General features: G+C 50.1%; 23 protein-coding genes and 1 pseudogene. 13 read left to right on the top strand and 11 right to left on the bottom strand.

Annotated features, from left to right (window positions below; genetic code table 11):
* Positions 1 to 42: 42 nt before the first annotated feature.
* The 3 genes from BC440_RS02950 (at position 43) to BC440_RS02940 (ending at position 3,764) form a co-directional block, all read left to right on the top strand.
* Entirely contained in the window at positions 43 to 783 is a 741-nt protein-coding gene (locus BC440_RS02950) for a cytochrome c biogenesis protein CcdA (RefSeq protein ID WP_063093929.1), read from the top strand.
* A gap of 188 nt (positions 784 to 971) precedes the next feature.
* Positions 972 to 3,428: a heavy metal translocating P-type ATPase gene (locus tag BC440_RS02945; RefSeq protein WP_063093927.1), complete on the top strand. Its 2,457-nt coding sequence runs from the start codon at positions 972 to 974 to the stop codon at positions 3,426 to 3,428.
* Between the two features lie 126 nt (positions 3,429 to 3,554).
* Positions 3,555 to 3,764 carry a hypothetical protein gene (locus tag BC440_RS02940; protein ID WP_062956569.1) on the top strand — a complete coding sequence of 70 codons (210 nt, stop codon included), beginning with the start codon at positions 3,555 to 3,557 and terminating at the stop codon, positions 3,762 to 3,764.
* Positions 3,765 to 3,897: 133 nt separating this feature from the next.
* Here BC440_RS02940 and BC440_RS23465 read toward each other — a convergent pair.
* Positions 3,898 to 4,076, bottom strand: a pseudogene (locus BC440_RS23465) (signal peptidase II); the annotation flags it as partial.
* Between the two features lie 5 nt (positions 4,077 to 4,081).
* On the bottom strand, positions 4,082 to 4,861 hold the full coding sequence (locus tag BC440_RS02935; protein ID WP_343834530.1) for a cation transporter: 780 nt from the start codon (positions 4,859 to 4,861) through the stop codon (positions 4,082 to 4,084).
* A gap of 197 nt (positions 4,862 to 5,058) precedes the next feature.
* Between BC440_RS02935 and cadR the strand changes: the two genes are divergently transcribed.
* A complete protein-coding gene (cadR, locus tag BC440_RS02930; protein WP_063093925.1) occupies positions 5,059 to 5,466 on the top strand; it encodes a Cd(II)/Pb(II)-responsive transcriptional regulator in 408 nt (135 codons plus the stop codon).
* A gap of 293 nt (positions 5,467 to 5,759) precedes the next feature.
* Here cadR and BC440_RS02925 read toward each other — a convergent pair whose 3' ends face one another.
* Positions 5,760 to 6,176, bottom strand: a complete 417-nt coding sequence (locus BC440_RS02925) for a helix-turn-helix domain-containing protein (RefSeq protein WP_062956567.1) — start codon at positions 6,174 to 6,176, stop codon at positions 5,760 to 5,762.
* 75 nt (positions 6,177 to 6,251) lie between these two features.
* Here BC440_RS02925 and BC440_RS02920 point away from each other — a divergent pair, with 75 nt between their 5' ends.
* The 5 genes from BC440_RS02920 to BC440_RS02900 are packed head-to-tail and all read left to right on the top strand — an operon-like array spanning position 6,252 to position 9,364.
* Entirely contained in the window at positions 6,252 to 6,641 is a 390-nt protein-coding gene (locus tag BC440_RS02920) for a mercuric transporter MerT family protein (protein ID WP_062956566.1), read from the top strand.
* Complete coding sequence (locus tag BC440_RS02915) at positions 6,620 to 6,982, top strand: cation transporter (protein WP_223305183.1); 363 nt, start codon at positions 6,620 to 6,622, stop codon at positions 6,980 to 6,982. The genes BC440_RS02920 and BC440_RS02915 overlap by 22 nt, the downstream gene beginning before the upstream one ends.
* Positions 6,983 to 6,985: 3 nt before the next feature.
* A complete protein-coding gene (gene merF, locus BC440_RS02910; RefSeq protein ID WP_063093920.1) occupies positions 6,986 to 7,237 on the top strand; it encodes a mercury resistance system transport protein MerF in 252 nt (83 codons plus the stop codon).
* 1 nt (position 7,238) lies between these two features.
* Complete coding sequence (gene merA, locus BC440_RS02905) at positions 7,239 to 8,660, top strand: mercury(II) reductase (RefSeq protein WP_063093918.1); 1,422 nt, start codon at positions 7,239 to 7,241, stop codon at positions 8,658 to 8,660.
* Positions 8,661 to 8,692: 32 nt separating this feature from the next.
* Positions 8,693 to 9,364 (top strand): cytochrome c biogenesis protein CcdA, encoded by a 672-nt coding sequence (locus BC440_RS02900; protein ID WP_063093916.1) that lies wholly within the window; start codon positions 8,693 to 8,695, stop codon positions 9,362 to 9,364.
* Positions 9,365 to 9,524: 160 nt separating this feature from the next.
* On the opposite strand, the gene BC440_RS02895 is transcribed toward BC440_RS02900, so the two are convergent.
* The 7 genes from BC440_RS02895 to BC440_RS02870 form a co-directional block, all read right to left on the bottom strand.
* A complete protein-coding gene (locus BC440_RS02895; protein ID WP_063093914.1) occupies positions 9,525 to 9,908 on the bottom strand; it encodes a hypothetical protein in 384 nt (127 codons plus the stop codon).
* A 7-nt stretch (positions 9,909 to 9,915) separates the two neighbouring features.
* Positions 9,916 to 11,781 (bottom strand): hypothetical protein, encoded by a 1,866-nt coding sequence (locus tag BC440_RS02890; RefSeq protein WP_139190039.1) that lies wholly within the window; start codon positions 11,779 to 11,781, stop codon positions 9,916 to 9,918.
* A gap of 37 nt (positions 11,782 to 11,818) precedes the next feature.
* The gene (locus BC440_RS02885) at positions 11,819 to 13,660 is read right to left on the bottom strand and encodes a phage integrase SAM-like domain-containing protein (RefSeq protein ID WP_129542743.1); all 1,842 of its coding nucleotides are present in this window, start codon (positions 13,658 to 13,660) and stop codon (positions 11,819 to 11,821) included.
* A gap of 7 nt (positions 13,661 to 13,667) precedes the next feature.
* Positions 13,668 to 14,963 carry a tyrosine-type recombinase/integrase gene (locus BC440_RS02880; RefSeq protein WP_063093908.1) on the bottom strand — a complete coding sequence of 432 codons (1,296 nt, stop codon included), beginning with the start codon at positions 14,961 to 14,963 and terminating at the stop codon, positions 13,668 to 13,670.
* A 176-nt stretch (positions 14,964 to 15,139) separates the two neighbouring features.
* Positions 15,140 to 15,247, bottom strand: coding sequence for a hypothetical protein (locus tag BC440_RS23675; protein ID WP_196871075.1), 108 nt, complete (start codon positions 15,245 to 15,247; stop codon positions 15,140 to 15,142).
* A complete protein-coding gene (locus BC440_RS02875; protein ID WP_063093907.1) occupies positions 15,244 to 15,660 on the bottom strand; it encodes a S24 family peptidase in 417 nt (138 codons plus the stop codon). Before BC440_RS02875 ends, BC440_RS23675 begins: the two co-directional genes overlap by 4 nt.
* A 136-nt stretch (positions 15,661 to 15,796) precedes the next feature.
* Positions 15,797 to 15,976, bottom strand: a complete 180-nt coding sequence (locus BC440_RS02870) for a hypothetical protein (RefSeq protein WP_063093906.1) — start codon at positions 15,974 to 15,976, stop codon at positions 15,797 to 15,799.
* Positions 15,977 to 16,971: 995 nt separating this feature from the next.
* On the opposite strand from BC440_RS02870, the gene BC440_RS02865 reads away from it, so the two are divergent.
* Complete coding sequence (locus BC440_RS02865) at positions 16,972 to 17,565, top strand: hypothetical protein (protein WP_063093905.1); 594 nt, start codon at positions 16,972 to 16,974, stop codon at positions 17,563 to 17,565.
* A gap of 30 nt (positions 17,566 to 17,595) precedes the next feature.
* Positions 17,596 to 17,874 (top strand): hypothetical protein, encoded by a 279-nt coding sequence (locus BC440_RS02860; RefSeq protein WP_063093903.1) that lies wholly within the window; start codon positions 17,596 to 17,598, stop codon positions 17,872 to 17,874.
* A 61-nt stretch (positions 17,875 to 17,935) separates the two neighbouring features.
* Here the strand turns inward: BC440_RS02860 and BC440_RS02855 are convergent, their stop codons facing one another.
* The gene (locus BC440_RS02855) at positions 17,936 to 19,558 is read right to left on the bottom strand and encodes a recombinase family protein (protein ID WP_071239502.1); all 1,623 of its coding nucleotides are present in this window, start codon (positions 19,556 to 19,558) and stop codon (positions 17,936 to 17,938) included.
* 435 nt (positions 19,559 to 19,993) lie between these two features.
* On the opposite strand from BC440_RS02855, the gene BC440_RS02850 reads away from it, so the two are divergent.
* Entirely contained in the window at positions 19,994 to 20,557 is a 564-nt protein-coding gene (locus tag BC440_RS02850; RefSeq protein WP_139190038.1) for a hypothetical protein, read from the top strand.
* 38 nt (positions 20,558 to 20,595) lie between these two features.
* Complete coding sequence (locus BC440_RS02845; protein WP_063095898.1) at positions 20,596 to 21,684, top strand: phosphoribosyltransferase; 1,089 nt, start codon at positions 20,596 to 20,598, stop codon at positions 21,682 to 21,684.
* The last annotated feature ends 62 nt before the right edge of the window (positions 21,685 to 21,746 follow it).

The following is a 21,746-nucleotide window of genomic DNA, read 5'->3' as shown; positions in this document are numbered from 1 at the left end:
TTCTCTGAATACTTGGTTCCTGATTTTACGGAATACAGATTAATGCCTGAACTTTCCAATATCGGCATAATAAGCGCGTTCGCCGCAGGCCTCATATCGTTTCTCTCGCCATGCGTGCTGCCTCTGGTTCCCGGATATATCTCCTATATCGCGGGTGGTGCCTCTCTTTCGACCAGAACGGAGGCAATCCGAGTTGGTCGATTGTCATCTCTTGGTTTCAGCCTGTGTTTCGTTTTGGGCTTCACCACGGTTTTCGTCCTTCTGGGGGCCAGTGCAACAGCACTTGGTCAGGTCCTGCTCGGGTACCGGTTCGAGATGAATCTGATTGGTGGCGGCATTGTCATTCTGTTCGGGCTGTTCATGCTGGGAACGCTCCGTCCGGCGTGGATGATGCGAGAAGCACGCTTTCATCTTGATCTGCCTGGTGGGCGTGTGACTTCGGCATATGTGCTTGGGCTTGCTTTTGCGTTCGGGTGGACGCCCTGCATTGGCCCTATTCTCGGTGCCATTCTGACTGTCAGCGCCGCGTCGGCAACTGTCAGCGATGGTATTGCTTTGCTGATCGTATATTCCGTGGGGCTTGGTGTGCCGTTTCTCTTGGCAGCACTGCTTACCGAGAGTCTGTCTGTCAGATTGAAATCCATAGGACGCTTTGGGCGTTATCTCCGTGCAGCGGCGGCCTTGATCATGATTGCTATGGGGACGGCGATGATGACCGGTTATATGTCCGCCTTTGCGTTCTGGCTGCTGGAAACATTCCCGCTTTTGGGGCGCATTGGTTGACGGGCCAGGAAGAACCTTCCAACACTTAATGGCTTTCTTAGCAGTGACTTGTGCGCGCTATTTTTTGCCGAAAAATTGGAAGAAAACAGCAAAGTACACGTCGTGTGAGACACTTCGAACAAAATACTTGACCTTCCAGTGACTGGAGCCTTGATACTTGCTTAAACAGCAGACAATCAGAGGTTCAGATGCAAAACCATAATCACGTGCAAATAAAACTTGATGGCATAACCTGCTCCTCTTGCGTAGCAAGAATCGAGCAAACTCTATCCGCGATGAAAGGTGTCGGAGAAGTATCGGTCAATCAGGCGAATGAGACAGCCCGAATGAAGGTCGACAAGGCGCAAAGGCTTGTCGAGATTGCTCAAGCGCTTCAGAAACTTGGTTATGCCCCCCAATATGGCAACGTAACTCTAAGTGTGAATTCAATGTCATGCGCCTCTTGTGTTAATCGCATCTCAAAGTCGCTTGGCCAAGTCACCGGCGTAATAGACGTAGCCGTCAACCTTCCAGCTGAGACTGTAGCGGTGAAATTCCTACAGAATGTTGTCTCTCCGACTGAATTGTCCTCCCAACTGACTGCTTCCGGTTATCCATCTGAGATCAAAGAAACAACGGACAGTTCTATCAAGAATAAACAGGTTGCGCGTGAAATAGCCTACCGTACGCTTTGGGCTGCTTTGCTAACTCTGCCTATTTTTCTGACCGAAATGGGCGGTCATATCATCCCGGAACTTGCTAATGTTATCGAAAGCACGATCGGGCAGCAAACTTACTGGACGCTGCAATTTATCTTAACAACAGCAATTCTTGCCGGGCCGGGCAGATACTTCTTCATCAGAGGTGTCCCTTCTCTTCTGAAAGGTTCTCCAGATATGAACAGTCTGGTCGCACTCGGAACGGGAGCGGCTTATATATTCTCTACCGTTTCCACATTTCTTCCTGAACTTATACCTGTGGAAGTTCGCGCAGTATATTTCGAAGCCGCAGCAGTCATCATTGTTCTCATCCTGCTTGGCCGTTTTCTGGAAGCCCGTGCAAAGGGGAGGACTGGAGCGGCGATCCAAAAACTTCTGGGACTTCAAGTTATAGAAGCACGAGTACAACGCGATGGCGAAAGCGTCATTGTTCCTGTTGATGACCTTCAAGTTGGCGATGTTATTATAGTGCGCCCGGGTGAACGAATCCCGGTTGATGGTGTAATTGTTGAGGGAAACAGTCATATTGACGAGAGCATGATAACGGGCGAGCCAATTCCTGTTGCCAAACAAGCTGATTCAAAAGTCACAGGAGGAACCGTGAATGGTGCAGGAGGCTTCAGTTTTCGCGCAACTCGTGTTGGTGAAGACACAACATTATCGCAAATAATTCGGATGGTTGAAGAAGCCCAATCCACCAAACTTCCCATTCAGAGTCTGGTTGATCGCGTAACTCAATGGTTTGTACCTGCAGTCATGTTTTTTTCTGCACTAAGTGTCTTGGCATGGTTTTTGTTCGGTCCTGAGCCAGCCGTTACAATGGCGTTGGTGGCAGGTGTTTCTGTTCTAATAATAGCCTGTCCTTGCGCAATGGGGTTAGCCACACCAACCTCCATCATGGTTGGAACAGGTCGTGCAGCTGAAATGGGTATTTTGTTTCGCAAGGGAGACGCACTTCAGGAACTTCGTTCCGTTCAGATCGTTGCGCTCGACAAGACTGGTACTTTGACGGAAGGGCGGCCAGAGGTAACCGATTTTGTGGTTGCTCAAGGCTTCACAAAACTTGAAGTTTTAAGGTATGTAGCTGCTGTTGAAGCCAGATCGGAACACCCGATTGCCAACGCAATCGTATCTACGGCGCGCCGTGAGAATATTGACGCAGACCAACCAGTTACAGATTTCACCTCATTCACTGGTTACGGCGTCCGAGCAAAGGTTGATGATGCAACTGTCCTAGTTGGAACTGAACGCCTGATGCGACGAGAACAGATTGATCTCAAAGATTTTCCTGCAGTTGTTCAAAAGCTCTCACGAAACGGGCGAACAGCATTGTACGCAGCAATTGACGGACAGGTTGCTGCTGTTATCGGAGTGTCAGATCCTGTAAAGCCTTCAAGCAGGGACGTGATAAAAGCGCTTCACAGCCTTGACCTGAAAGTCGCAATGATAACAGGTGACAGTCTTGAGACTGCACAGGTAATTGCAGAGGAAACTGGAATTGATCATGTAGTTGCTGGAGTGTTGCCAGACGGCAAGGTTGCGGCCTTGAATGATCTTCGTGGAGAGGGGCGGAAGATTGCATTTGTTGGTGACGGTATTAATGACGCACCTGCTCTCGCTCATGCCGATGTTGGGATCGCGATAGGCACAGGCACTGACGTGGCAATTGAGTCGGCAGATATTGTTCTGATGTCTGGCGATCTTGGCGGCGTCATCAATGCCTTTGAAGTATCCAACCGGACGATGCGAAACATTCAGCAAAATCTGTTTTGGGCTTTTGGCTATAACACCGCACTTATCCCTGTTGCTGCAGGTCTGCTTTATCCTTTCTCTGGAATTCTGCTCACTCCTGTTCTCGCAGCAGGCGCAATGGCGTTGTCTTCGGTCTTTGTTTTAACAAATGCATTGCGGCTCCGTAAAATTGTGCCGGTAATGCGTATGTTGTGATCGCGTGATTGGATTGAGAAAGAACTGAAAAGTTCTATTAGATCGTGAGTGCGTCAAAGTACCGGTAGGAGAAGTTCTTCTCGGCAAGAACCTCTCTTACCCAATACCGGATTAAGGAGCGATTAAATGACGACCTCAAGTGATGAACAATTGGAGTATGTAGTTTTGCATGCTTTCAAACATGCCTGCAGCTGCGAAAGGCTTGATATTGCCGAATTTATGCTAAGAGCCCTTGAAAAGCTTGATCAGGAGCGAACGGAACATGACACCGTGGATCGTCCATTGATGGATGCGTATCGTGATTTGACGGCAAGCTCACAGCATCACAATAATTGATAGCTGGGGTGGTAAGGTCAATTGGAACACTTGAATTAACATTTCAAAGTATCCTTCATCTTTCAGCAAACCGAGTTTCACATGGCACGGCTTGATTCGTGTGAAGAAGAGTTGGTGGTTTTCTCAATTGGCAACTGAATGCAGCACAGGTGTTCCATGTCTGCACCCAATTAAAGAACGGGGTACAGAAACAGACTCGCCATAGGCCATTGATTGTTGCCCCAGACATTTTATCGCCTGATCCGACGCAGGAAGTACGCCAGAAATGGGCAATAGGTCATGCCGTGAGCGATTTTTGCCCGCAACGGACACTGCTCTTAACCCTTGATAGCCAGAATGCGTTTGGCGCCGTTCAGTACAATGACCCCGGCGATGGTGCCGATGATCAGGTCCGGATAATTGGACCCGGTCCACGCGACCAAAACGCCGGCGGTGATGACCCCCAGATTGATCACCACGTCATTGGCCGAGAATATCCAGCTTGCCTTCATGTGCGCCCCGCCCTCCCGATGTTTGGATATGAGCAGCAGACAACTGGCATTGGCAATCAATGCGACGAATGCGATAGCCATCATCACCAACGATTCAGGCTCACTGCCAAATACAAAGCGTCTCACCACCTCCGCTAGTGCTCCAACAGCCAGAATTAGCTGCAGAACACCAGCAAGATGCGCGGCACGCACCTGCATTCTTATGCTATGCCCAACAGCATAAAGGGCGAGCCCGTATACCGCCGCATCTGCGAAATTATCAAGAGACTCACTAATTAGGCCAGTGGACTGGGCTGCCAGGCCGGAAATCATTTCTATTAGAAATAGGAGTGCATTGATGCCAAGCAACCAGCGCAGGGTGCCTGCTTCTTGTTTGATAGAGGTAGTTGAGGCTTCGGCGGTCTTGATGGTCTCTGGATCGGCTGCGGTGCTTTCCTGAAGCGTAGCGCCTAGCCCCAAGGTCTCCAACTTTGTAGTGATAGCGGCAACTTCGCCATTGTGTACGACCTCCAACTGGTGGTTCGACAAGTCGAAGGACAAGGTCTGAATCTCCTTAAGGCCATTCAGGGCGAGGCGGATTATTCGTTCTTCTGACGGGCAGTCCATTTTTGGCACTGCATAAATACTGATCCATTGCTCTGATGCTTCGAAGGCGTTCGGTTCATCGGTATTCGATGGCGGAGGTGCATCACTACCAGAAAGGCTATCACAGAATATACTCATGACATGGTTCCACTTTAAATTACAGTGTTACCATTCAAAACTATATAGTAACTATAAGGTCAATAGGGTGGAGAGGACAAATGCGCATTGGTCAGTTGGCACGGTTAGTAGAGATCGACACACAAACAATCCGCTTCTATGAACAGCAGGGCCTATTGCCGTCGGTAGGGCGGAGAGAAAACGGCTACCGCGTCTATACCAAAAAGCATGGTCAACGGTTGAGATTTATCCGTCGCTGCAGAATTCTGGGTCTATCTCTGGCGGAGATTTCCGAACTACAGCAGCATCAGGATGAGCCTCATCAGCCTTGTAATGCGGTCAACGTTTTACTTGATGATCACATATCTCATGTGCAATCACAGATTGCCACTCTACAAGCGCTAGAAATACAACTCGTTTCACTAAGAGAAAGTTGCAAAGATGGACGGGATGTAGAGGAATGTGGCGTTCTTTCTGGGATCAATGATAAAGAGACGCATAAGAGGTAGAGGGGTTTTACTGTGGAACAAACCGAAAAACCAATATTTTACTCTTGCCGATTTAATTATATAAACAGAAACTTTTTTGGTTTATCTTGCTAAATACTTCCTATTTTATATATTACTTGGGGCGTATCCTTTTTTGTAATCTGGCATTCCATCATAAGTTTTTGTTGATATTTAGCTCAAGGATTTGGGAATAATTGAAATTTACTTCATTTGTTGGCATGCTGACAATGTTGTAAAAATTGATAACTGGCCTCTTTGTCCTTTTGATGAAGCCGAACTCACAAGCTACTACTTCAAACGTGGAACAAGGCTTCCAGAACAGGGCACTCAGGCACATCTTTTCCTGAACATTGAGCTGCCGTTTCCGCCAAAACCTGTTCGATCCGTTTCAGGTCATCAATTTTTGTGCGCACGTCAGCAAGATGGCTTTCCGTACGCTGTTTGACCTCCGAACATGTTTGCAACTGACCATCTATAAGAGTCAGCAACCCCCGGATATCTTCAATCGAAAAACCCAGATCACGGGCGCGCAGGATAAACCGCAACCGGGAAACATGTGTTTCGTCATACAGCCTGTAACCCGTTTTGCTGCGCCGCGGATCGGGCATCATGCCGGTCTTTTCATAATAGCGGATCGTTTCAAGATGACAGCCTGTCACCTTCGACAATTCTGCTCGCTTTAGTCGCCTCCCGGAATTGTGATCGTCCATGTGATCAAAACCTTCTTTAATCTGTAGCAGCTACAGACTGTATCTTAACTGCGAATCGAATTCGAGGTAAATCACATGAACGATATCAAATCGGACGACCTGTTGTCGGATGACGGGAAGCAGACAAAAAGAGGTCTGCTTGCAACTGGTGGAGTGGTCGGAGCCATTCTTGCATCCGCCTGCTGTGTCGCACCACTCCTGCTTCTGATGCTGGGGGTGTCGGGGGCCTGGATCGGCAATCTGACGGCTCTTGAACCTTACAAACCACTCTTCGCGACGGTGGCTCTGATATTTATCGGGCTGGGGTTCTGGCAGGTCTATTTCAAGACCAAGCCAGCTTGTGACGACGGGTCTTACTGCGCCCGTCCGGAATCCGCACTGATCACCAAAGCCGCCCTGTGGTTCTCAACCGTGCTGGTGGGATTGGCCCTGACAATCAACTGGTGGGCACCGCTGTTCTATTAGGAGAAATCGAGATGAAACGAACAGGCATTATTCTGGCCGGGGCATTTGCCCTGGGACTGGCTGTCATATATCCGGGAGGCTACCTCCCAACTGCGGCGCTTGCTGCCAGCGCCACAGCGCAGGATGAACAAACAACCGTTTTCGACATCGAAAACATGACCTGCGCCCTGTGTCCGGTGACGGTCAAAACCGCGATGGAAGCCGTCACCGGCGTAGAGGCCGTAGACGTCAACTTCGATAAAAAAAACGCAACTGTCACCTTCGACCCGTCAGTCGCCAATGTGGAAACCATCGGGATCGCTTCGACAAATGCCGGTTATCCGGCCAAGGCGCGGGATTAAATAATGCGTGGCAACACCATTTTCAAAACCGGGATCGTCGGAACAATTTTTGCTGTGATCTGCTGTTTCACACCAATCCTTGTTGTCTCGTTCGGGGCCCTTGGACTCTCGGCATGGCTGGGCTGGATAGACTATGTCCTCATACCCGGATTACTCCTGTTCATTGCCCTGGCACTGTACGGCTACCGACAACGAGCCCGTGCGCGCGCTTGCTGCGAGACCGATACACAACCAACCACCCGGAAAGGAAAATAATATGAACAATTGTTGTTCGACCGACAAACAGGAATATGACCTTGCTGTCATCGGCGCGGGTTCGGCCGGTTTTTCGGCGGCGATTACGGCCGCTGAACAGGGCGCAAGGGTCGCACTTATCGGCAAGGGAATGATTGGCGGCACATGCGTCAATGTCGGGTGTGTTCCCTCCAAAACCATGATCCGTGCCGCAGAGGCCGTGCATGGTGCGGGGGCCGCTGCGCGTTTTCCCGGCCTCTCCGGAAACGCTCATGTCGCTGACTGGCAGTCCCTGATCAAGGCTAAAGAGGATCTGGTTTCCGGTTTGCGTCAGAAGAAATATATCGATCTGCTGCCCGAATATGATGGTATCGATTATCTCGAAGGGGACGTTATATTTAATGACACCGGTCTTCTGCTTGACGGCAAAAAGCTTGTTGCAAGAAAGACAATCATTGCAACCGGCACATCCCCGTCATTTCCCGATATTCCAGGCATTGAGAATGTCCCCTGTCTGACCAGTACAACGGCACTTGAACTTGATCAGCAGCCACGATCACTTCTCGTGATTGGCGGCGGATATATCGGTTGTGAACTGGCTCAGATGTTTGCACGGCTCGGCAGCTCGGTTACGCTGGTGACACGGTCACGGCTTCTTCCCGAAGCAGAACCGGAAATTGCTGCATCGCTCACTCAGGAGTTAAGGAATGAAGGGGTATCCGTTCGCACGGGCCTCACCTACGAGAGGGTTGAACGGAAGAATGATAAAACGGAACTGACCATTAACGTTGATGGCCAGGCCGAGGTTCTTTTTGCTGAACATATCCTGGTAACGACAGGCCGTAAGCCGAATACAAACGGATTAGGCCTCGAAACGGCCGGAATTGAAGTAAATTCGAATGGCGGAATTGTTGTGGACGCGTACATGCGGACGACGCGTCCTGATGTATATGCTGCGGGCGATGTGACCGGGCGCGACCAGTTCGTTTATATGGCAGCTTATGGCGCCAAACTTGCGGCAATAAATGCCTATAACCGTGACGAACAGACATATGACAACACAACGATGCCCTGGGTTGTCTTCACTGATCCACAAGTTGCTGGCGTAGGTCTCTCCGAGGTTCAGGCACAGAAACGGGGCTTTGTGGTCAAGACATCTGTCGTGCCGCTTGATCTGGTGCCCAGATCACTTGCCGCCCGTGATACACGCGGTTTGATAAAACTCATTGCAGATGAAGCAACTGACCGCTTGCTGGGCGCTCAGATACTGGCACCCGAGGGCTGTGACAGCATTCAGACAATGGCGCTGGCCATACGGTTTGGGATGACCGCCCAAGAACTTGGCGACACGATTTTTCCCTATCTGACCACAGTCGAGGGCCTGAAACTTGCCGCTCAGGGCTTTGCGAGAGATGTCGCCAGACTGTCCTGTTGTGCCGGGTAACACCATGCGACGATGATAAGGAATTTACAAACGTGACACCGGACCTGTTCAACCTGATCTTTCTTGCGCTGGGCTTGGGATTTTTGGGATTTATCGAGCCCTGCACGATTGGCGCGCATATGCTGTTTCTCAACAGCCAGTGTGACCGTTCACTGCGCATGCGGGTTGGGGCTCTAGCTGCATTCATGCTCGCACGCCTTCTGGTCATGGGCGGTTTCGGCGGCGTGATCGTCATGCTGGGACAACGCATGATCGGGGTTCAGACCGGGGCATGGCTGATCTTTGGGGCACTCTATATGGTCATCGGAATTGTCTTCCTGTTCGGTGCAGGGGGACGGTTTCGGCGGCGTATCCGGATTGCGCCAGTCGGATGGCGGATCACGAAAAACCCATGGGTTCAGGGCGTTGCGTTTGGCCTGAATATTCCCGCCTGCGCCGCGCCGATCCTTTTCGGCCTGATGGGGGCCGCAACCGCAACAGGCTCCGCCGCAAAGGGTTTCATTCTGATGGCGGTCTTTGCGCTGTCGTTGTCACTTCCATTGGTACCGTTTTCGGTCGTGCCGCAACTTACTTCGCTTCTTGTCGGACTTGCAGACTGGATGCGTCCGCGCCGCTGGTTGACCGGCTTTGTTTTCGTCGCCCTTGGCCTATGGTCAATCTGGTTCGGGCTATTTGTCAATCTGGCAGACTGGGCAAAGGCATGAACTTGGGGAGGCGCCTCTCTGCTGATCTGCGGAAGTGATCTGTCGTAAGTGGGATGATTTATGGAAGATGGGAGACATGTGCATTAGGAGAGGCTTGGCGTAGACACCACGATTGATGTAAAAGGCTTGTTAAGAGTCTTCCTGTGTCGTGGAAGGCCCATTACGTATCAGAACCTTCTGCTTGTGTCATACGTACTGCCTGGCGAATTCTTGAAGCCGTTTGTCGTTCCATCTCGCGCATTTGAAGCAGCATTGCTGCCATCAGGTCTCTCGCCGTCCCGGTTTCCTGTTTTAATTTGGCGATTTCCTGACGCAGACTCATGATCTCATTTTGTTTTGATGATTTTGCTGTTGCCTCAAATGATTTCAGTCTCTCAAGCACTTTGGGATATTTGTACAGTGTTGTCCGGCTATGCCCGGCTTCGCGCGCAACCATACTTTTGTTGATTTTGGGTGTATTGCTGGAATTGGCTTTCAGAGCATGACGCGCGAGGAGCCGATCAATCGCCATCATGAATGCGGCTTCAACAGATGTGGGTGACATGGTTTCATTACCCGGGATTGTTGTTTTCTGCAGCTGCAGCTTCGGTGGTTTCAAGCTTGTTTAGCACCATAATACATTGTTCGAGGCGTTGTTTGCAGAGTTGTGCGAGAGCAAAGTCATCATTGGTTGTTGCCGTTTTCAGATCATCTTGCAATTTGGCCCGGCGGTCTTTCCAGAAGGGCAAATGAGTCTCGTCAAGGACAAGGTTTTGACATTCCCAACATAAATCCGGGCGTGCGGCCGACCATAGCGGCGCACTGATCACCCATCGGGCAGAGCAACCGATGGTACAATTCCCGGTTCCCTGTCGAAACAGGCAGGTTCCGAGGGATGTCTTTCCCCAGCGAATATCATGTGCCCGTATACCCGAGGTACGAACCAGTTCTTCAATATCGCGTGGGCGGTCATCTTCGGGACGGTTGTCCAGAGATTTTCCGAGTTGATTCGCAGTCTCTTTCAGTTTTCCACTGAGGGCCCCCGAGACGTTTTTTCTGCCGGCAATCATTTCGCCAATGAGAGAGACCGTTGACTGAACCGCAGCATCATCAAGGATCTGTTTCAGTTCTGGATCCGCATTTATATATCCCTGTTCCGTCATCGCCATACTGATGTGTTTGAAATGCTCCCGAAGCACCGGGAGCATGCAGCTGTCGCTTCGGATGACATATTGGGCGAAGGATTTGCGCCATTGATGAGAAGTAACAGTCCAATCCTTAACACCGCTTCTGACAAAGAACCTTCTCTGGCAGCGATTGACCCAACTTAAAGTATGGGCTTTCACATCTTTGGTCAGGCTTTTTGTTCGGCTAAAACCGACAATCAGTTCGTTGATGTTTCTTCGAGTGCGCCAGGGGGCGTACAACCTTTCGATGACAGATATTGCCTTGACCGGAACAGGAAGGTGATCACTCCCGACCGGGCGCAGTCCGGTGACCCAGGTGGCCGGGCGAGGCGTTTTCGTCGTCTTGTAGATATGACCGGAAAGATAAAATATCTCATGAAGACCGCTGGCCGACGGTTCAATTTTTATGCAATCGGGCAAGGCATTTTGTGCCAGTGGCGTATCAGAGGCTTGCAGTCCCAGCAATTCACTCACTCTGATACCCGACAATCCCTGGATGAGGATCAGGCACGCGTCAGTCAGAGAGTTCATGCGATCGCGTAAATGCTTCCTGTCTGGTGCATGTTTTTCGGCAACCTGCAGGTCTTTGGTGTCCGCGAAATGCCGAGCCTGTAAAATAATATCCTCTGCCGCGTCAAGCATGCACAAGGCGCTGGTCATTATGTGCAAAAATATGGGGTCGGGGACTGGCGGGACGTATCCCTGTTCCCTGCCTGCCAGCTGTTTCGCGACCTCGAACGCTGTCATGCCATGCCAGGGGGCGCTGCCCGGTACAGGAATTCCCGCCTTTGCCAGAACAGGGGCCTGATATCCCAGAGAAACAGGCAATGCGAGATGTTCCATAAGATACACGGCGTTGAGATTGGCTTTATTCTGCTTGTCGATGAGCAGGTTGTCGAGATACTGGTCAAAAGCACAGGTATCAAGCGCGCCGAAATGAGCGTAGCCGGATTTGCCCATCCAGCGAGCAAGATAAAGAACCCGTCGGGAGAGTTTGCCCATTGAGCCCGGCTTGTATCTATGCCGCTGTCTTGGGTCGACAATCAGTGACCAGACCAGTCGACGATGTGCGTCGAGCAATATCGCCCATTTCGGGTCTACGAATTTACTGCCGTCCGGCATGATGAAATCCCAGCGTATGGTGCTGGCTGCAGCGTCGTGACCTGGCGTCAGATTATCGAAGAACCATCTGTCATCATACCAGCGGGAATGGCGGTTGATCCTCGTTTCCCGCAGATCTTCCGCTGCCATGAGATGATATGCTGTAGCGGTTTGTATAGGGTTCATGTCATTCGATCAGAATGGCGTGGGTTCTTTGAATGTTTTTGGCCTCATGCCAAACACTCCTGGCCGGGAACTTGCTGAGCCAATTGTCCAGGCCCTTTTGTACCGTTGACCAATATAGCCAGCGACCTGGCGGTAAATCGTGACGTGCTTTCTCAATGGCATTGTGGAGATGAAGCAGTTGTGCCAAAGCGTGTGAATTGTCGGGGATCACGGCGGCGCGAGGACATAGCGGACACTCTCCCCAGGCGGTGCAGAGTTGTCCTGTGGACTGGGATGCGAGAGGAGAATCATAGGGGTCGGTGCATTCAAACCCCGGCGTTGCGGCGCGACCTGTATTGTTTGGAAGATTGATACGGTCATCGGACTTTCCAGATGTCCGGATATATCGTTCCCGTCGGTTCAAAAGATTGCCCAATGTTTCCCGTCTGCGGTGCCGGGCCGCTTCCGACACATAATGCGTTTCCGTTGTCTCTGTGTGCCAATGATTGAGAATTGCCTGTTGTGCCTTGATATCCCCGTTACTCAGTTGATTGACAATCTCCGAGATGGTGGGGCGAATGTTCGACAAGCTGAAATCAGGGAGTTGATTATCTTTTCTGAAAGCAGAAAGTGCGTTAGGGAAGGTGCAGGTTGCATTGAGATAATGATGAGCCCTTCCGTAATTTCTGCCCTGAAATATGAAGAGCATATCATGGTCGGGATCGTGCTCGGCATTTGGGAGGCGACGGGTCAGCTTTCCGACATTGTTGAAAATGGAAATCGGGCTATCAATCTCTGTGCTATCCTGAGGATAGGTTCGAACCTGATCGCCTCGCGCGCGTTTCTTCCCGCCGACCACCCGATATCTCGGCGCCAGTTCGGCACTTCCTTTAAGTAACGAGCTCTCCCGAAGGGCGGATTTTCGTAAAGCCAGTATGGTTTCCGGATTGAAGGCCGTCCTGATTGCCATCATCACGACAAACGGGACCAGAGAGCGCTTTGTTGCATACAGCCACGGAGCAATACCCTTGATCCCTCCGAAAAACTCGATTTGTCGTCGCCGGCCATCGCCGTCAGCAAAGAATTGTTTGCTGTTCGTCACATAGCCACCATAGCGGTCTTCAATGATTGCCAGCAATGTTTCAAGTCTATGCTCGGTGGGTGAAGCACCCGCCTGCAGGCGTTCTCTACCTGATTTAATAAAGTCGTTTCCTTCTTCCCATTTGCGCATCCATGTCTGCATTTCTTTGATGCAGGCGCGCTCAATCGTTACAAGATCGGTGATAGCCAAAATTGGTCGATGAGCAATTTGCTCGTTTATTCCAGGCCAGGGATTTGGCTGGATATAAGCATCCCCAGGGACTTCGCTTGTATATTGTGGATTTTGTTTAAGATAGTGCAATACAACACGGAGTGGGGAGATTAACCCGGCTTTCGTTTTGCTTGTAAGCTGTTGGGTGTCGAGCCAGAAAATGTACTCATTAAAAAGAGTTGTGGTCAGATCCGACAGTTTAAAATGTGCTTTTCCCTGTTCGCACATAAAAGCAAAGAAGCGATTGAGAGCTTGAACCTTGTTGACCTGGGTAGAGGGACCAAACTTGCGAATATGCGAGAAAATGGCCGTAGCAAACGGAACAGACAGATGTTCGGCTTTCAGCCAATCGTCGCTGACATTGATCTGGGCACTGCCGCGGTTGGATTTTGCGGTACGGGGACAGTTTAGCGTGAGTTGACACAGTTTTCCGTCAGGTGACAGCTTTTGGATAACCCCGTATTCTCTCTCTTCCTTTTCCGGACGGGCCAGGTTGTTCCTGTCGAAGGCAGGTGCCGCACCCGGGCGATACGTGAGAAAAGATCTGTCCATGCGCTTTCTAGCCATCGCGTAGGGCCTTGAGATACGTATTCAGGGTATCTGTCATGAGTGCTTCCCGAATTTGTACACTCCGCAAATATGTATTGATTGTTGTCGTTATGTGACTATGGCCAAGCAATGTTCGCAGGCTGAGCCAGGGTTCTGCTTTGCCCGCGCGAACCAGTTCAAAATACATGGTAACCGCAAAGGTATGACGGAGGTGATGAAAGCTGTGCAGGGCTTCAGGTCTGTCTAAGGGGCTGGTTGTGCCGTTTTTATGGGAAGGGCATACAAGACCGGCTTTCAGAACCGCGCGCTGAAAGTGGCGCCAGATGGAATGAGCTGTCATTGCTTCACCCGGATTTCTTTTGGCATGGGCGTGATTGACAAAAAGAGCCTCGACAGATGTTTTCGCGCGTCGAACCGCACGGGCCCGTTCTGTTTTTACGTAATGTCGCAGATCATCATGGATTATGCCCGGTACGACAACTGTGCGCGGCTTCAGGCCTTTGGTTTTGTAAAGAGGCAATGCGACGTTGCTGTAGCTACCATCTTTCTTGAGATTCTTGTATTGCGACAGAGTGAGGTTGGCGCATTCGTCAAGTCGCATTCCTGTGGCGACAGCAAGGCTGGCAATGAGCCGGTCTCTGCATGGACGACGATCAGCTTTGTCTCCGGGGATCGAACCAAGTTCGGCGAGCACTCGTTGAAGAGCTTCGGGAGAAAATGCCTCAGCCGTTTCACTGTTATAGGTTCTCGGAAGCAGTTTACTCGTTTTGACCGTATTGTCGCCGGATTGAACATGCGCCATCCGGGTAATTGCATAATTTCGGGGTTTGATACGTTCTTCGTAAAACTCTTTCGCATCAAATTCAATCAAGCCTTGTCTGGACGCCCATTCATAGAAGTCAACGATGGTGCCAAGCCTGCGGCGTACTGTTGCAACAGCATATCGTTTACCGGTTTTAGGTGATTTGCTGCATAAAAGCTTGTCGCGATATAGTTCGATGTCATCGAAACAAGCAGCGTCCCAATCCCTATGAATCAAGCCTAGATATGTGAACCACTCATACAGGTCATAGGTTAAAGCTGTTTGTGTGTTTCCTACCGAGGGAATTCTCGAGGACCGGACGCATTTGTCATGGAGATAGAATAAGACCGGCTCAACAATTCTGCATCCGTCATAGACAAGATAGTGGAAACCGGTAGGGAGACTGTGGCTCTTCACTTGATCCCACTCGGTATCGCGGATGATCGTTGCAGGTCGAACGACATCCGCTGTTTTGGCAACCGTGTAGTAGGGAACTGTCAGCATGCTTCCCTCATTCCAAATGTCGGGCACCGGGTTTTGTTTGTCATCTTGAGGCTGTGATATCAGACCTTACCTGCACCGCCAGCATGCTGGCGGTGCAGGTAAGGTCTGTAGGCACAGTGGCAGCTAAACAGCCATGTTAGCAAGGAAGTTTGTGTATGTGAACAATGTTAGTAATGTCATATAACATTATTGCTCAGAACGATCATTGGTCGACCGCGCAGACTTGGATCAAAAAGACGCTCGCATGAGCAATAAAAATTATTGCAGTCGACCAAACCAATCATTGGGACGGCCAGTGCAGATTTATCAGAACGACACCCCATATCTCTGTGTCGCCTGAGCAGGGCAGGTGGGGATAGTTTGGATTTTCGGGTTCTAGCCAAGCGTCTTTACCGGATTGACGTAATCGCTTTACCGTCAGCTCGCCATTATGTACGGCAACAACCACATGGCCGCTGCGAGCAGTCTTTGCGCGATCAACCACCAGAAGATCGCCGTCGCGCATAAGGGGTTCCATGCTGTCGCCTTCGAGCCTGAAGAAGAAGGTTGCGGCCGGATGCTCTATGAACTCGTTCAGATCCAGTTGGCGATCAATATAGTCCTCTGCCGGCGACGGAAAACCTGCCGGTACACGCGCCAGGGCGAGCGGTCTGGGTAAAAATCTTATGGGGGCAAATCTGGCGATGAATGAGAACATATCAGGAACATTGTCCTAGATGTTCCTGTTGTCAATATCGATCTACTGACAGATTTGATTATCGATCAGAAGAGGGGGAACTTGCCGGGTTCCCCCTCATTGGTAAGTATCTCATGGCCCAACATAATTTCATTTTTTAGAATGAAGTCAGATTTTTGCTATTTGATTGTTCATCGGCAATCGAGCCGAGTGCTTTACGTGCCGTGTGCAGATAAAGCGCTGGCTCGCGATATACCGCGTTACTGGATTCTGCCTTGCGGAGATCCGACAGAAGGGTATCAATGCGCTGGGTCAGGTCGTTGTGATTTACAACCATGTTTGCCTCCAAGGATGTGATTGAAACTATCCCCAAGAAAGTATGTCGACCTTCTCCCCGGGTCGGACCCAGCAATCCTAATGTGCAATGATGAATGGATTTTTCGTTGTTGGTCCATATCTTGCGCGGATTATTTCATACAGCAGCCAAACGCGGTTGTTTGCATTAAGTGGATTGCGCAATCCACAAGTTGTAAAACTCAAACTAGTATTCATTCAATATATATTTGGTACTGATTAAATATACTTTGTTCATTTTTTGCTTTCGTAAGGGCGAGGTCTGCCCAGTTAGCATGCGAAATTCGCCTCTAGACGTGAAAATCAACCGTTTCAACAAGGGTATTCTGAATTTGGCATCGGTGATGCCGATGGATACACCCCGTGTTGAAAAGGAGGATACATGGGAAGATTGCTTGAATTTGGTTTTTTGTGTGCTGCGTTTCTTACCGTGATCTACAAATTGTTCTGAAGAATGCTTTGCGCAACAAATGTTCCCAGCATTTTCCATAACCTAATCGACTATGGATTGTGCAATCCAGATTGACGGCTTGAATTTTGGCAGGTGTCTCAAGCATCATAGGACCGGAACAGGTCACGGCTCTATGGATTGAAGCAGGCCAGATCAAGCACGCTCTTTCTTTCGGCTGCACTTTGGTTCGATAGACCGGTGCCGCGCCAGGCGCGACACCGGCCAACCTCACTCGCAAGCATGTATACCGGAATACGGCCCTTACGGGTAACGGTTGGCCCTGCCGATAGCATCGCGGACAACATCCTTTCAGGCACGTACCAGGTACCCTTGAGGCATTGATCTTCAGGATCGGTCGAAGGAAGGGCTTCGCCCTCTGCCGTAAAGCAGAATCAGGGTCCCTGTTCGCGCCTTAACGGTCGCGAACATCCCATATTCAGCTTGACGGCATTCACCCTTTTGAGACGACGGGAAGAAGTTGAACCGGCCAGATCGGCCAGCCAGTTGTCTCTATGGGGATCAGAACAATGCATAAGGTAACGGACAGAGATATTGATACCGCCAAGCGTATCGCCCTTGAATTTCATGCTGCAGTCAGGGCGAATGATGGTGATGCCGCAAATGAGGCTTCGAGGTCTTTCCGCGCTCTTATTACGAAGACCAATGGGGAAAATGGCAGCTTTGGCAGTTTTGCCGACGATGGGGCAGGAACAGCCATCACAGCAGCACTTGCGGCCAAAGCCGGTCAAGAGCCGCATTGGGGGCAGAACGGGTTGTTTGTTCTGGAAACCAGACATGGTCGGGCATTGGTCGATTTCACCTGTCCGCTGGATATATGCAGCAGCTTTGGGTTTACGGCCATCGATCTTGGCCTGCCCTTTATTTCCGAGACAGGATATCGCTCGCATTTCTATATGGAATGGCCGCCACTCAGCGTTAAGGAAGCAGCTGCCGCAATCTTTTGCGAATACGCAGAAGCCGAGAAGATGGCAAATATTGAAATCGAATACCGGCAGGGACGAAGCAATTCGCTGCCTGATTTCGCAAAGCCCTCATGGACAGCATTTCAGGGCATCCCAACGCAGACCGACAACAAAGGCCAAATCGGTTTTCAGTTTTGATCTGCCGGATAAAGACGACAGGAAAAAGACATGACCAAATACATATCCATCGCATTTATCACCGCCAATCGACAGCATATTGAAAGCCCGGCAATCGGTTCTACGCTGGACGCTATAAACCGGTTGCAAGAGCAATTGGCTGAACAAATAGCCGTTCATTATGACATTCGCTGGAATGGTCGGATCGAACATGAAGGTGACATGACTGATATCGGCTATATGCCAAACCGGCCGGGGCAGGAATGTCCGATGCTATTGGATCGGGCTGATCCGAGTGGAGAGTTTGGTGACGATGAACAGCCCGGTTAGGGCGGGAAGGGATATTATGATCCAAACGACATAGACGGAAACCGGCAGAATTTTGCCGGTTTCATTTCTTTTTGCCAAGTACCCGCGCCATGGCCTCAAAGTCATATTCAATTTCACAGGTTCTATACCAGCGGAGGCCCGCATGATCCCATTTTGCTGTTATGGTGTATCTCTTCATCATGTGCCGGAGCTGCGAAACTGTCTCGGGTTCACGCGACCAGACCTGCAGTCTGGATATCAAAGCGTTAAATCGTTTATGGATATCGGCGATATTTGCCGGTGCCTTTATCTCTTCAAGAGACCGCTTTAATCGCGCAATTTCAAGCTTTGCGAGGCGCATCTGTTCGGTGTTGTCGTCAAACCAAGCTTTTAACTCGGCACTGTCGCTATTCACCTTGAACGTGTTCAGTGCATGGGCGGCGCGATCTCGCATTCCTTGCAATTTTTGTTCGGCTTCGCTGATTTGCTTTTCCAGCCTGTTCCGTCTTTCCGCTATGGCTTCATGACTATAATGTGCCTCGATGTCCGCACAAGTCAGGCGCAGGGCCTCACGAATGATAACATCGCACAGCTCTTCGTAACGGATCGCACGGTTCGGGCAGCCTTTTTTCTTGCAGGAATAACGATCCGCCCAAGCCGCTGTGATTGTGGTGTCATGTTCGGCACATCTGAGACGCCCGGCAAAAACCGCAACAACCTTTCCTGTCGACTTGATCTGTCTTTGTCGCCAGTGCCTGATCCGTGTTTTTGATATCTGGTCTGTTTCTTCAGGTGATCGCATGCTGGCGGTTTTTCGATATTCCGCCACCTTGGATGACCTTTCATCCAGTTGCGCCTGAATCGCATCAAATTCCTGTTCTTCGATGATTTTCAGCTCGGGGACGGGGACTTGTATCCATTCGCTTTCCGGACGGAGAACCGCGAGCTTCTTGCCCGTCTCGGGGTGCTTGCGATATTGCATCCTGTTAAACGTCACCACGCCCTTGTAAAGCGTGTTGCGGAGCAGGCCGGTTTTGCGAATGCGCGATCCTACCAATGTCGTTGGTGCCCACTTGCCACCAGAAGGTGCCGCGATCCCTTTCCGGTCGAGAATAGTGCAGATATGCTGAAGCTTGCTGCCGGTTGAATACAGTCTGAAAATTTCCCGGATAACTTCGGCTTCTTCCTCGACAATGCGACGCTTACCTCGGATCAGTTCTCCGTTGCTGTCGAGTGCTCGAACAATTTCATATCCAAAGGTTCGTCCACCGGGAACACCACCTCTTAATACTGAAGCAATCATGCCTCGATGCGTCTTGTCTGAGAGATCCTTCAGGTAAAGAGCATTCATCGTGCTTTTCAGGCCGATATGCAGCTCGCCAATGACACCTTCAGAAATCGTTTCGACATCAATGCCAAGGAAGACCATCTTTTTAAAGAAGTTCGCTGTATCGGCCTGATCGCGGCTAATGCGTGACAGATCTTCTGTAACCACTCTGTCGAAACGACCGTCAAAGGCTCCCATGAGAAGGTTGTTTATACCTGAACGATTTTCCATATGGGCACCCGAGAACGCTTCATCATAATACACGTCTTCGATCGTATATTGTTTGGCTTCACAATAGCCCTCACACCTCAGTATCTGGTCTTGGCTGCTGGTGGTCTGGCGGTCTGTCGAATGGCGTGCGTAAATCGCAACTCTCACGTGAGGTCCCCTGCGTTTCTCTTTTTTGATTACACGGCGCAGAAACAGGTGTGCAAGCGATATGTAAGCGCAGGGTTTTCGCCCAAAATCTCGCGGACTGCAACAGTTTGGAGGGTTTCGGCCACATTGCAGGAGTTTGCAAGAGATTGCAGATGTTTGCAGAACTTCGCACAACTTTACCCTGTCGTTTCTTAGGCAGGATAGGTTCAGTACCGGTACTGAACGAGCATTTCATACTCATCCTGCCTTATTCGCACGACAAGTCGTGCTCAACGGGTAAAAAGGAAACTGACACAAGATGTTACTGTCGATAACATCAGCCGTTGGTGCATTTTGATAAAGAAGGTGGCTGGTATGGACGTTTGGTATCACGGCAGCATCTATAAGTTCGATACGTTTCCAATCTTTACACATTTCGGTACGGAGAAGGCAGGGATGGACGCGATTGGTAAACAATTGCGACGTCATCCACGAGATCGGAATGGTGGGTTTCGCCATTCCAACCTAACCGTTACTGCACCTAGGCTGCATGCTGTTGAATTTACTGAAAAAAAATGGCCGAAAGCCTCAAAGGATTTCGGCAGTACGACGAAATTGGCTCTTGCCAAAGCGCTTGACGATATTTGCGGATACTCGCGCAACAATGGTTACTTCATTCAGTTTTATGAACACCATCATCAAATTATGAAGGGCAAGGAAAAAAATGAGATCGATCACGAACTCCACTTCAATCTGGATGGCGTTAGGGATGCCTTTTTGGCTAAAGGCATTAAAGCCTTCCTATATCCGAACAATGTTGAAGACCGAGGTTCTATATCGCTTTGCGTGGTGTCGCCGAACTTAGCTGGACTAACTCGACTAAGTTACACAGAATTATCACGTGAAGACCTAGAAAGCAGTCTTGCTGGAACTTTTTTTGATCCACAACAACACATCGACAACATGTCTTTCAATAAGTGTTGGGAGATCGCTTATCCTGAGCCGGATGTTACAGAGTAGGTTTTGAAGGCATTTAGACTCTGGGGTTAAATAGACAAATGGCCGAACGTTCACCATGGGGCAATTTCCCAGCTGTTATCCGAAATGGCGATCTGGGAGAGCTGCAACAGCAGCCGGAATATACACTCGCCAAAGCTGGTGATACGGATGCTGCCCATGACTTGGCGGAACGTCTCCTGCGCAACGGAACGATTGATCAGATCCGAAACATAATAGGAAACGATCAGCCGCGAATAGTACCTGTGCTTGCTGAGGAGGCTTCCGGACATAATAAAATACCGTTGGCAATGGCGTTTGAAGTCGGCAAGAGGTTGGGGCTGGACGTTGATGTTTCTATATTCCAAACGGAGCGTGTCGCCAGAACCGGCGAAGGTGCCGATTACCGCCTTGCATTCAATCCGTCATTCGATGGTCCCGTTAAGAAGGGAGGCAAATATCTGGTTTTCGACGATACGCTGACAATGGGCGGTACTATTGCATCATTACGTGGCTTTCTGGAGAACAGGGGCGGCAATGTGATTGCTGCGGCTGTAATGACGGCGCATCTAGGTGCATTGAACATCGCCGTGAAACCAAGTATGTTAGAGGCTATTGATCAGAAACATGGCTCTGCCATGAATGATTTTTGGAAGGAGACATTTGGATATGGCATCGACCAGCTCACTCAAGGCGAAGCCGGCCACCTCCGAAAATCCCCTTCGGTTGACGCCATCCGAACTCGAATCATTGAAGCAAGATATGCAGTCTTCTCTCAAGCGCATGCAAGAAAGAGCAGTGCAGAAAGAAGCCAGCTCGACCCCGAGCAGACAGAGCGCGTAACACCCGAAATTCCCCGACCATTGGCCTCCTATCATCAGGCATTAAAAAAGCTTGAGATTATTTCTGCGCCTAGGCATGAAGTGCTTGTTGCTCAGTGCAAGCTCGCTATAGCCGAAGAGTTTTATAATAGTGGAAGGCTTGATGTACCAGGGGCGCACTCTGCTGAAATCAGAGAACAGGCTCACGAAGAGGCGCTATTACTCATGGCGCAATCTGGTCACGAAAGCGCTGTCTCGCCGTTGAGTAAGCCAAAACAAAGAATAGATAATGTAATCAAAAAGCAAACCGGACCAAAGCTCGACATGTAATGGTGCTCGCGATCGCTACTCAATAAACCCCCACCTAAACCAGCTGGACGGAGCATAAGGCC

The organism is Thalassospira sp. MIT1004, assembly GCF_001858545.1.
Lineage (GTDB): Bacteria > Pseudomonadota > Alphaproteobacteria > Rhodospirillales > Thalassospiraceae > Thalassospira > Thalassospira xiamenensis.
Note: the sequence above shows the minus strand (reverse complement) of the source record. Positions and strands in the feature narration are given on the sequence as shown.

Bases quoted from the DNA above. Each gene is read 5' to 3' on its own strand.
- BC440_RS02925 (WP_062956567.1), bottom strand. From the start codon at position 6,176: ATGGACGATCACAATTCCGGGAGGCGACTAAAGCGAGCAGAATTGTCG.
- merF (WP_063093920.1), top strand. From the start codon at position 6,986: ATGCGTGGCAACACCATTTTCAAAACCGGGATCGTCGGAACAATTTTT.
- BC440_RS23675 (WP_196871075.1), bottom strand. From the start codon at position 15,247: ATGATTGGTTTGGTCGACTGCAATAATTTTTATTGCTCATGCGAGCGT.
- BC440_RS02870 (WP_063093906.1), bottom strand. From the start codon at position 15,976: ATGGTTGTAAATCACAACGACCTGACCCAGCGCATTGATACCCTTCTG.
- BC440_RS02860 (WP_063093903.1), top strand. From the start codon at position 17,596: ATGACCAAATACATATCCATCGCATTTATCACCGCCAATCGACAGCAT.
- BC440_RS02845 (WP_063095898.1), top strand. From the start codon at position 20,596: ATGGCCGAACGTTCACCATGGGGCAATTTCCCAGCTGTTATCCGAAAT.
- BC440_RS02920 (WP_062956566.1), top strand. From the start codon at position 6,252: ATGAACGATATCAAATCGGACGACCTGTTGTCGGATGACGGGAAGCAG.
- BC440_RS02945 (WP_063093927.1), top strand. From the start codon at position 972: ATGCAAAACCATAATCACGTGCAAATAAAACTTGATGGCATAACCTGC.
- BC440_RS02875 (WP_063093907.1), bottom strand. From the start codon at position 15,660: ATGTTCTCATTCATCGCCAGATTTGCCCCCATAAGATTTTTACCCAGA.
- BC440_RS02880 (WP_063093908.1), bottom strand. From the start codon at position 14,963: ATGCTGACAGTTCCCTACTACACGGTTGCCAAAACAGCGGATGTCGTT.
- BC440_RS02935 (WP_343834530.1), bottom strand. From the start codon at position 4,861: ATGGACTGCCCGTCAGAAGAACGAATAATCCGCCTCGCCCTGAATGGC.
- BC440_RS02890 (WP_139190039.1), bottom strand. From the start codon at position 11,781: ATGGCAGCGGAAGATCTGCGGGAAACGAGGATCAACCGCCATTCCCGC.
- BC440_RS02885 (WP_129542743.1), bottom strand. From the start codon at position 13,660: ATGGACAGATCTTTTCTCACGTATCGCCCGGGTGCGGCACCTGCCTTC.
- BC440_RS02940 (WP_062956569.1), top strand. From the start codon at position 3,555: ATGACGACCTCAAGTGATGAACAATTGGAGTATGTAGTTTTGCATGCT.
- BC440_RS02895 (WP_063093914.1), bottom strand. From the start codon at position 9,908: ATGTCACCCACATCTGTTGAAGCCGCATTCATGATGGCGATTGATCGG.
- merA (WP_063093918.1), top strand. From the start codon at position 7,239: ATGAACAATTGTTGTTCGACCGACAAACAGGAATATGACCTTGCTGTC.
- BC440_RS02950 (WP_063093929.1), top strand. From the start codon at position 43: ATGCCTGAACTTTCCAATATCGGCATAATAAGCGCGTTCGCCGCAGGC.
- cadR (WP_063093925.1), top strand. From the start codon at position 5,059: ATGCGCATTGGTCAGTTGGCACGGTTAGTAGAGATCGACACACAAACA.
- BC440_RS02865 (WP_063093905.1), top strand. From the start codon at position 16,972: ATGCATAAGGTAACGGACAGAGATATTGATACCGCCAAGCGTATCGCC.
- BC440_RS02850 (WP_139190038.1), top strand. From the start codon at position 19,994: ATGGACGCGATTGGTAAACAATTGCGACGTCATCCACGAGATCGGAAT.